The sequence below is a fragment of the Winogradskyella sp. PC D3.3 genome, assembly GCF_054366245.1.
Genome location: NZ_CM135962.1, coordinates 1,336,293 through 1,345,982 on the forward strand (window position 1 = coordinate 1,336,293; position 9,690 = coordinate 1,345,982).

Sequence of the window (9,690 nt, forward strand, 5' to 3'; positions counted from 1 at the left end):
TGATTAGTGGCGTGGTTAAGTAACTAATTTAGCAAATACCAACCGAATAGACACGAGCGAAGCGAACTGTGCGTAGCAAAAATCCGCGAGGATTTTTGTAAGTAGGCGATGACTAGCCATTAATTATAAACGTTGTTACCACACGTTTTTATATTCTGCCGAATTCAAAATCGACAATGTTCGGCTTTTCTGCTGTTATTTTAATATGTCTGTTTAAAATTCGTCCGTATCTGTTTTTTGAAATTGCGATAATCTCATAATAACCGATTGGTACATCGACATTATAATTCCCAATTCCGTCCACAGTTAAAATGATTTTATCAGAATTATTTTTTAAATTGTCAACATAATTTTTATAACTGTCTTTATAAATTTCTAACGAGTCTTTTAATTGATTATATTCTTTTTGGTCTGATTCGGAAGGTTTAACATATTTTCGGATTTGATTTTTAGCGTTAATCGAAATTTCAAAGTAGCGATATTTTGAAATAGGACTTTTTAGTGAATCTGATTCTGGAATTTTGTTTAAAATTATTGTAGTTCCAGTATCTGCTTTATATCCTAAATTGTCATTAAAGAAGTAAGTGACTACTCCTTTTACGTTTACATTTTTTTGCGAAAAAGAAATTGAAGATGTAAAGATTAATAATAGTAAAATTTTAATTTTCATTTGTCAGTCTGTTTTAATGAATCTGTTTCTATTATTTTTTGAGTTCCTTTTTTTGGAAGTACAATTTGTTGTGTTTTTTTGATTGTTCGATTTTGTCGATGTCAGTATGCCAAAATTCAATGGTTATTATTGTTATTAGAAAACTTAAAAGAGTAATTATAAAACCAGCTATAATTAATTTCTTTCCGATTTTAGACTCAAAACGTTTTAGTGTTAAATCCAAGTCGAGTATTTCGTCTTTTTTCGATTCTCTTTTTAGTTGTTTTTTCTTGTCTTCTTGTAAAGATTCGAGGTGTTTAAGCCATCCTCCACTTTTTTGAATATCAAATCCTTTTTTTGTCAAAAATAATCCTGTCCGATTTTTTCTTTCGAGAAGATTTTCACTTTCTGCAATTTTAAAAATACGAGTTAATTCAGCACTGTTTTTAATTTCGAAATGAGGTCTTATGTCGACAGGATTTATGCTTTTATAATTTCCAAATTCTAAAAGGCTTACAATTAAATTGATTATTCTATCGTCGTTCGAATGTTCCATTTTTGGTCAAATGTGTGGTAACGTGTTTCTTTAGTTTGTAATAAATATCTTTATATAGAAAAAGAGGAGAACTATAACCTGTTTTAGATTAGTTGCGTGGTTTAGCAACGAATTTAGCAAATACAAACCGAATAGACACGAGCGAAGCGAACTGTGCGTAGCAAAAATCAGCGAGGATTTTCGTAAGTAGGCTAGAACCAGCAATAAATTATATACGGTGTTAGCTGTAGTGTTTTTTAATCCCAAATTTCAGGTCTATTAATTTTCATTGCTCTTAAATACGAAAGGAATTGTCCTGCGTGAACAGATTCGTGATATCCAATCCGTAATAGATATTTTCCAAGGATTTTCTTGCTTCCATTTCCAGGGTGAACGATTTCAGTTTCGTTTAATTCTTTATCCGAAAATTGTCGAACACTTTCTAAAAATGTATTTCTATAGGGTTCGGCAAATTCAAGTTCGTCATTTACGCTAATGAATGGTCTATTTTCCCAAGGTGTTTTATAATTTTTCATACTCCCATTATTGATTATAATATTCCATCCATAATCGGCTTCTAAAACGTGTCTAATCATTTCTATAGCAGTCATTGCTTTTTCGTCAGGTTTCCAATTATAATAGTTTTTAGGAAGTCCTTCCCAAAGTTTGATGCTTTTTCTCCTTATTTCTATAAAATTTAAAATTATGAATTCAGATTGGGTCATTTTCTGTTTTTTTGAGAATGTACTTTTTTATTACAGCCAACGGTTTTGTATATGAGTTAGTTGCGTGGTTTAACAACTAAAAACTGAATAGAAAATCTGTGAGGATTTTCGTAAGTAGGCGAGGACTAGCGATTAATTATATACGGTGTTAGCATACGTTATTTATATAATTATTCCAATTCCCAAATTCACTGTTGTAGGTTCTTTTTCATTTTTAAAATCAATGTATTGACTCAAATCAGAATCAGAATCATTATTCTTTATCGAATTAAAATATTGGTTAATTCTCAGAAGAATAAAACCTTTTTTATTTGATGAAAAGGATATATTTTTCTTTAATTGAATGAACGCACCAAAACTTACTGAATTATAATTATCTTTAATATCATTATCGTAACTGATATTAGGATTACTAAAATTTGGGTCGCTTGGGTCAATTATATCAATTTGAGATAAATTTGTTGTCGTGTCTCCTTTTTCTTTTGCAGATATCAAAATACTAGCAAATCCTCCTATTCCAAATTGATAAGATTTTTTTTTGCTAAAATGAAAGTTAAAATTTATTGGTGTCTGAATTTGACTAATACTTCGATTTCCTTTATTCGTAACTGCCCCTATTTTATCTTCGATAGAAAATCTGTCCAGAAAAAATCCAATCCCAAAGTCAAGAGATGATTTCTCATTAATTGAATAGTTTACACTTGGTAAAATAAATGCGCCTATGTTTATTGAAGATTTAATTTCAGGACTTCCATCAACATTAGTATTGGTTAGTTCACTTGTTTTTGGAACTGATAATGTCGGTCCAGCAGATAATTGAAAATTAATTTTTTTGTCTTGTGAATAAATTTTGGTTAAAAAACCAATCATAAAAATCAGTAAAATTCTTTGTTTCATTGTTCAGTTTGGGTTTCGTGGTTAATGTATGCTAACGGTTACGTATAACCGTCAGTTACGGGTTAATATGCGTTAATTTTCGGTTTGGCACAGGCTTTAGCAATTCCGAGTGGATTCGGACGTAGTCGAATCCGCCGTAATTGCAGTTATACATTGTTGTAAACAGTTTTTTATTCACAATTCAAGTTTAATCTCAATTCAACATTTCGATTCCCTAATTCCAAAGATTTTTTCCAATTCTCGCAAGCTTTTTCATTATCGCCTTTTAGCTTATAAGCATTACCCAAGTTTGCATAAACAATTGGATAGTCAGGTTTAATTTCAATTGATTTTATATAATCAGAAATTGCTTTGTCGTTTTCGCCCATTTTCATAAATATAAGTCCGCGATTCATATGAGCTTCATTGTCATTCGGATTCAATTCAAGAGATTTTGTGTAATCCGATATTATTTGTTTTTCTTTTCCTCCAATCAGTTGTTGAGCATAAGCTCGATTGTAATATGCATCAGAATATTTAGGGTTGTCCTCAATTGCTTTTGTAAAATATTCAATTGCTTTTTCTTGATTTCCTTGTCTTGCGTTATAAATTCCGAGATTATAATTGTCAGTTCCGTTACAGCCTAATAAGACAGCAAAAATGGTCAGAAATATTAAGTTTTTAAGTTTTCTCAATGTTGGTCTTAAATTGTTTACAGCGTGTTATATCATAACTTTTGTCACTCATATTCTGCTAATTAGGTGGTTAATAGTCAGTGTTTTAAATGTTTAAAGTTACGAGCTACGAAGTTAATTCTATTTTTGTAAAAATCTATACGTAAAGTTACGTACAGCTGCGCTTCATTAATAGCCAAGATAAAGCCTTCAATTCTAAATTACTTACGGTAAACCGTAATAGCCAATTCATAATAGCCAAAACCCTACACAGATCAAACCCGCTTTGATTATGCAACGTAGTATTAAGCGTGGCTATATAGTGCTTATAGCATTGTTATGGCATAGTTATATCGTATTTTATCCCAGTAAAATATGGTTTAACTGTGTTTGTAAAAGTTCATAGTAATCTTGTAATTAAAGACATAAACAAGGACGTGTATATATGAGGGTTTAAATATAGTACTAAATGATTTTTTAGAGGACTTAATAAAATCATAATATGACTTTTCCAAAATAAATTAGTCTCTTTTTCCACTGTTTAGTGAGGTCGAGGTCTAACTCTTCGGTGTCTAGTTGAAAAAAAACATAGTATCGCAAACAATTTAGGTAATTGTGAAGGACTTTAATCCATTTAGGAAGTTTTGATTTTGCTATGGTTAAATTGAGGAAAAAATGTTACTTCCGGTTTAGAGTGTTGTTAAAACAGTTGTGGTTTTTATAGTAGTCTGATTATTATAAAATTATGTTAGATTTGTAGTTGAGGTTATAGATTGAATATAAACAATTGTCTATATCCAATTGTTGGCAACAATATGAGAAACACATGTCCGCATTCAATAACTTATCGTACCATTTTAAAATATGAATTTTAAATTCTACCTTTTTATTATATTAACTTTAATGTCAATTAACACTTTCAGCCAAGAGAAAAATGTAAACTCTAAAAAGCAGTTAAATGATAAATATAAAATCATTGAAAAAGAAAAAAAAGAATTAAGAAAGCAAATAGATGGTTCAATATTAGAGGAATTGAGCTTTGAGGATATTGACGGTAACAAACATACTTTGGAATCTTTAAAAGGAAAAATAGTTGTATTCAATTTTTGGTTTATTCAATGTAAACCTTGTGTTGAGGAATTTCCTGATTTAAATAAATTAAAAAAGAAATTCAAAGGTAAATCTGTAGAATTTTTTGCTGTTACATGGAACGATAAAAATTCATTAATTAAGTTTCTAGAAACAACTACACTTGATTTTACTGTAGTGCCTGACAGTGAGCTAATTAAAAAATTTAAAATTCCTTATTATCCATATAATATAATAATCGATAAAAAAGGAAAAGTTGAATATATAAAAGATATTTTAAGCTTAAATATTATGAAAAAAATTGAACGAAAAATAAATAAACTACTGTAATAGAAAATGATTCGCCAAAATTATTTAAAAACGCTGTTTTTGGCTAAATCTAAAAATCATTGCACGTTTGTTATGTCTTAAATTCTATTTAAAAAACAGTAATTATCATTACAGAAATGAACAAAAAAACAACAATTGGATTAATTCTAATACTATTTTTTGCGTGTTTATCATACGGACAAACGGAAAGAGACATAATTATTAATGATTCAATTTATCCAATAATTCATGAATCTGAAAATTATCAAAACGTAAAAAATAGGATATTTGAATTGGAAAAAAATTATGGTTATGAAGCTGAATTAAAATATTCACTTATAAATTATAGCTACCAATACAATGATATTGGATTTTTCAAAACTGAATTAACAAAACTTGTAAAAAATTATGGATTTCAACTCATTTATTTGAATGGTAGAGAATCTTATTATGAATCTATCACAAAAGGAGAATTGGCTGAATGGTTTAAAGAAATGTACCTTAAAAATCACTTTTTTTGGTTAAAAAATAATTTTGACAAACAAATAGATTTAAAAAAACTAAATGACATTAATGTAAAAGACCAACTAATAAATAAATACACTCGTCAAATTTGGAATGAATTAGAACTTGATTCAACTCAAAAAGCCAAACAAAATAATTTAATCTCTGACTTCTATTTTACAAATATTGCTGAATTATATGAAATTACTAGAAAAAATAGTAACTACCCGAATAGTAAGAGTTTCGCTCTAATTCAAAATAACTTATACGTTGCAGAAATCCACAATTTACAAGCAAAATCAAATTTTAAAAAATATTGGACTCTTTTTTATGCTTATTTTAAAAAAGCATATTTGAATAATGAAATCACGTATTCAATTTTCAAAAGCTATGACCAAATGAGTTTTGTGCATTTTGGTAACCAACATTTTGGTCTTTTAGAAATTGACAAAATTCCTGAAATCTATAAGAAAGAAAATTTGACAGAAGTACCAATTGTAGATTTGGAATTTTATAGTAAAATAAAAAAAGAATTTAACTGGAAATAAAATACTATTGCGACCAAAGTAATGAGGCAAAAAAAACAAGTAAATATCTAAATTATTTTTTACTAAAGTACTGTTATAGTTGCTATCAAATAGTAGGCTCTATTTGCGATGTCAAAACCTAATTTTAATTCCCGACAAGATATAAAAAAGGAATTCAATCCGACAATCTACCCTAATAATTAAGTGCTTTTTTCAAATATAAGTCTGTATTTAGGTCCAAAAAGCAGACATTTAAAGTATCGGTTATAGCGTGGTTTATAGTGCTTATAGCGATGTTATGGTATAGTTATGTCGTGTTTTATCTCAGTAAAATAAGGTTTGAGTGTATTTGTAAAAGCTCACAGTAATTTTGTAATTAAAGGCATAAACAAGAACGTGCATATATAAAGGTTTAAATATGGTATAGCTCTATATGTTTAAGGTAGAGTGGTGGGGTGCCTAGTATGGTTTAATATAAAGAGAGGTACTAACGTCTAAATTATGTATTCTAAAATGGTTGTTCTTTTGTAGTAATATGGTTATTATAAAATTATATTAGATTTGTAGTAAATATTATAAACTGGATATAAGCAATTGTTTAGATTTAATTGGTTTATAGGATTTTGATAAAGGAATGAAAATCCGAATTTTAACGACATTACTTTTAGTTTTTATAAGTTGCAAAAATGTGACTAAAAATGAAACTGAACAAGTTCAAATTGTAGTTGATCCGAGGGGATTAGAAATTAAAACGACCGAAAACCCAAATGGAAAACTAAAATTAGAATTTGAAAAAATATCTGATATTATAAAATCGACTTTTGAAATTGAAAAACCTGAATATAAAAAGGTGTTTAAACCATTGAAAATGGAATATTATACACTTATTGATTCAACCAAAGTGAATAGTTTTAAGAAATATTCAGAATTTTTAATAATCGAATTTGAAAATCAAAATGACACTGATAATGAATTTAAGAAAATAAAAACCATTGCAGAAAAATCACTGAAAGATAAAAAAGAACTGTTTGATTATTACGGAATTTTTAGTAAAAGTGGTATTAGTTTTAACAAAGTTGATAATTGGATTATAGCTCATCTTCTACGTTGTAATATGAACCCTAAAGATTATGAAATTGACAAAAAATTCTCATCTGAATTAGAAAAATTGGATTCCGAAGTTGATTGGATAAGGTCATATTGTGGTTGGGGAAAAATAGAAATAAAATAAAAAATGTTGTACAACACCGTCTATAATTAAGTGCTTTGGCAAGTGTTAATTTAGAAAATTTTTTCAGAATTATCTTGGGTTCGTATTTGTTTGTTAAATTTATCAGTAGTAGTTTAATCATGTCTCTAACTATCATCAATGGTTATAGGTAATTAGAGGAAAAATAACGAAAAAATAAACTTTGTAATGCTAAATAAAACGATAAACGATATCAAATTTAGATAAATGGTTATATATATTGTGATTTGTGTTTTATTGTAAGAATATATTAATTTTGTTTTTTATAGCTTTATATGAAGTCTTTATTGTTTTTTTTACTTTTCTTTCCTTGTATCCTTTTTTCTCAAACACGTCAACATAAAAAATTTGATTCTATTTATTATGATGTAGCAGTAAATATTTCTTCCGCTAATCCAACTAAAGCATTACATGTAGCAGATTCGTTATATGTTTACTCAATCAATGATAAGCAAAAAGTAAAAACGCTAATGCTTATTGCAGATATTTTAGAGAAACAAGAAAAGAGAGGTGAGGCAATTATAAAAGCCTTGAAAGCGTTAGATATAGTTTTAAATGAAGAAGATTACATATGGCAATCTAGAATTTATGGGTTTTTATCAACTCAATATAGAACAATAGGGTTTATTGATGAAGGAAAAAAGTTTTTAACAAAAGGAGTAGAAGCTAGTAATCATTTTAGTGATAAGAAGCAAGTGTTAAAATATAATGCCATGAGTAATCATGAAATGGCAGAATATGCAATTGAAGAGAAAGATTACTATAAGGCAATTGAATATCTAGAGTTAGCTAAGCTTTTATATAAAAATGAAGAAAATCCACAGCTTAAACTTTTTCTTCTTGCTAATACAGAAGAAATGTTAGGCCGTTCTTATAAATATCTAAATAAAAATAAAAAAGCATACTTTCATTTTTCTAAAGCTAATTTATATATAAATCAATCTGGCTCAGAAAATTCATTATGGTCAGCATTGATTTATCAAGGTTTAGGAGATACTTTTTTACAAAGAGAAAATATAGATAGTGCTAAATTCTATTTAAATAAAGCTTTAGTTATTTCTGAAAAAAGTAATCACAATGAATTAAAAACAAAAGTTTACAAGAGTATGTCCGAATATTATCAAAAGAAAAATATCTTGGATAGTTTTACAACTTTTACTTATAAATATAAAACTATTGTAGCCCAAAATAATTTTGATAAAAAGCTAATGATTAATAGAGCATACAATACTCTTCAAAATCAACCAAATAAAAGAGGATTAGGTAATTATGTTTATATAATTGTAGTCGCTGTATGTTTTGCAATAGTAGCTTTTTATTTTTATCGCAATAGAATAGGTTTGCTTTTTAAAGATAGAAATAAGAGGCAAGTAATGCATAAGGATAAATTAGTAAATAGTGTCCTTTCTAAAAAAACTGAAGATGAATTATTAGAAAAGCTAAAGCTGTTTGAAAATTCAAACAAGTTTTTAGATAAAAATATTTCATTACCTACAGTAATTGGGCAGTTAAATACCAATACAAAATATTTTAGGCAAATTCTTAAAAAATATAAAGAAACAGATTTTAATAATTATATAAATGAATTACGCATCCAGTATATTTTAGACAAGTTGAATACTGATAAAAAGTATTTGAATTATAAAATTAGTGTTTTAGCTAACGAATGTGGTTTTTCTTCTCATAGTAAATTTTCAGCTAGTTTTAAATCTATTACAGGCATTTGCCCTTCAGATTATATCAATAATCTTAAAAATAATCCAGCCGCTTAGTTTTTCATATTAAATATAATAAAGTTTATCTTTTTATTATTGATTTAAAGGTGCATATGATATGCATCTTTTGATTGTTGGTGTCTCGTATTATATAATAGCGATAGCTCGGCTCTCTATCTAAATTTTACGAGAATTTCCGCCTAAGTACCGTTTTTGATATTGTATCTTAATAGCTCTTCTGTCACGATAGTTATATCTTTTATTTATCCATCATGTAATTTCCTTTTTTTACTACTTTAATTTTTAATAACTCCTCTTTTGCTTTGATATTTATTAAGGCTTTACTGTCATTTATTTTTATCCATTTTCGAATCATTGAGATGTTATGAGCATAAAACATGCAAAGTTAGTATCGTTTTTAGGGTAGTTACGTTTTTTTATTTTAATGTTTTGAAAAGTGATTTGTAACTATCTGTTTTTGGGTTAGTTATAAAGCGTAAGGAAGGGCTATTTTTAGTGAGGTTTAGCTGTCTATTTAGCGGAAAACGGCTGTTAGTTTAGCGGAAAACGGCTACTGGATAAGTTTTTAGATGATGATACATAACCTAAATTGTTAAATAAATCTTAATGAAATTTAAAAGGAATAACAATCTAAAAGCTTTAGCATATGATAAAAAAACACTTTATAATATTTCTGTTAGGAGTCCTCTCTTTTCGGATGGGGTTTTCTCAAGAAATTTATAATAACAGATATAATGATGTAAATAGTATGATCTAGATTGATCTGCAATTGTTTATGATTTGAATAGCCCGTTATCTTATTAGAAGGTAGACTAAG

At 27.7% G+C, this 9,690-nt stretch carries 9 protein-coding genes; 4 read left to right on the forward strand and 5 right to left on the reverse strand.

Features of this window, described 5'->3' with window-relative positions; translation table 11 throughout:
* Window positions 1–148: 148 nt before the first annotated feature.
* The 5 genes from ACXGSQ_RS05800 to ACXGSQ_RS05820 all read right to left on the reverse strand — a co-directional run bounded on the left by ACXGSQ_RS05800 (window position 149) and on the right by ACXGSQ_RS05820 (window position 3,480).
* Window positions 149–670 (reverse strand): hypothetical protein, encoded by a 522-nt coding sequence (locus tag ACXGSQ_RS05800; RefSeq protein WP_458628680.1) that lies wholly within the window; start codon window positions 668–670, stop codon window positions 149–151.
* A 31-nt stretch (window positions 671–701) separates the two neighbouring features.
* On the reverse strand, window positions 702–1,205 hold the full coding sequence (locus ACXGSQ_RS05805; protein ID WP_458628681.1) for a hypothetical protein: 504 nt from the start codon (window positions 1,203–1,205) through the stop codon (window positions 702–704).
* 236 nt (window positions 1,206–1,441) lie between these two features.
* Window positions 1,442–1,909, reverse strand: coding sequence for a DinB family protein (locus tag ACXGSQ_RS05810; protein WP_458628682.1), 468 nt, complete (start codon window positions 1,907–1,909; stop codon window positions 1,442–1,444).
* A 162-nt stretch (window positions 1,910–2,071) separates the two neighbouring features.
* The gene (locus tag ACXGSQ_RS05815; RefSeq protein ID WP_458628683.1) at window positions 2,072–2,806 is read right to left on the reverse strand and encodes an outer membrane beta-barrel protein; all 735 of its coding nucleotides are present in this window, start codon (window positions 2,804–2,806) and stop codon (window positions 2,072–2,074) included.
* Window positions 2,807–2,976: 170 nt separating this feature from the next.
* Window positions 2,977–3,480, reverse strand: coding sequence for a tetratricopeptide repeat protein (locus ACXGSQ_RS05820; RefSeq protein WP_458628684.1), 504 nt, complete (start codon window positions 3,478–3,480; stop codon window positions 2,977–2,979).
* An 843-nt stretch (window positions 3,481–4,323) separates the two neighbouring features.
* On the opposite strand from ACXGSQ_RS05820, the gene ACXGSQ_RS05825 reads away from it, so the two are divergent.
* From ACXGSQ_RS05825 to ACXGSQ_RS05840, 4 genes are all read left to right on the forward strand, one after another.
* Window positions 4,324–4,878, forward strand: coding sequence for a peroxiredoxin family protein (locus tag ACXGSQ_RS05825; protein WP_458628685.1), 555 nt, complete (start codon window positions 4,324–4,326; stop codon window positions 4,876–4,878).
* A gap of 116 nt (window positions 4,879–4,994) precedes the next feature.
* Window positions 4,995–5,909 carry a hypothetical protein gene (locus tag ACXGSQ_RS05830; RefSeq protein WP_458628686.1) on the forward strand — a complete coding sequence of 305 codons (915 nt, stop codon included), beginning with the start codon at window positions 4,995–4,997 and terminating at the stop codon, window positions 5,907–5,909.
* A gap of 613 nt (window positions 5,910–6,522) precedes the next feature.
* Window positions 6,523–7,119 (forward strand): hypothetical protein, encoded by a 597-nt coding sequence (locus tag ACXGSQ_RS05835; protein ID WP_458628687.1) that lies wholly within the window; start codon window positions 6,523–6,525, stop codon window positions 7,117–7,119.
* A 293-nt stretch (window positions 7,120–7,412) separates the two neighbouring features.
* Window positions 7,413–8,909: a helix-turn-helix domain-containing protein gene (locus ACXGSQ_RS05840; protein WP_458628688.1), complete on the forward strand. Its 1,497-nt coding sequence runs from the start codon at window positions 7,413–7,415 to the stop codon at window positions 8,907–8,909.
* Window positions 8,910–9,690: the final 781 nt, after the last annotated feature.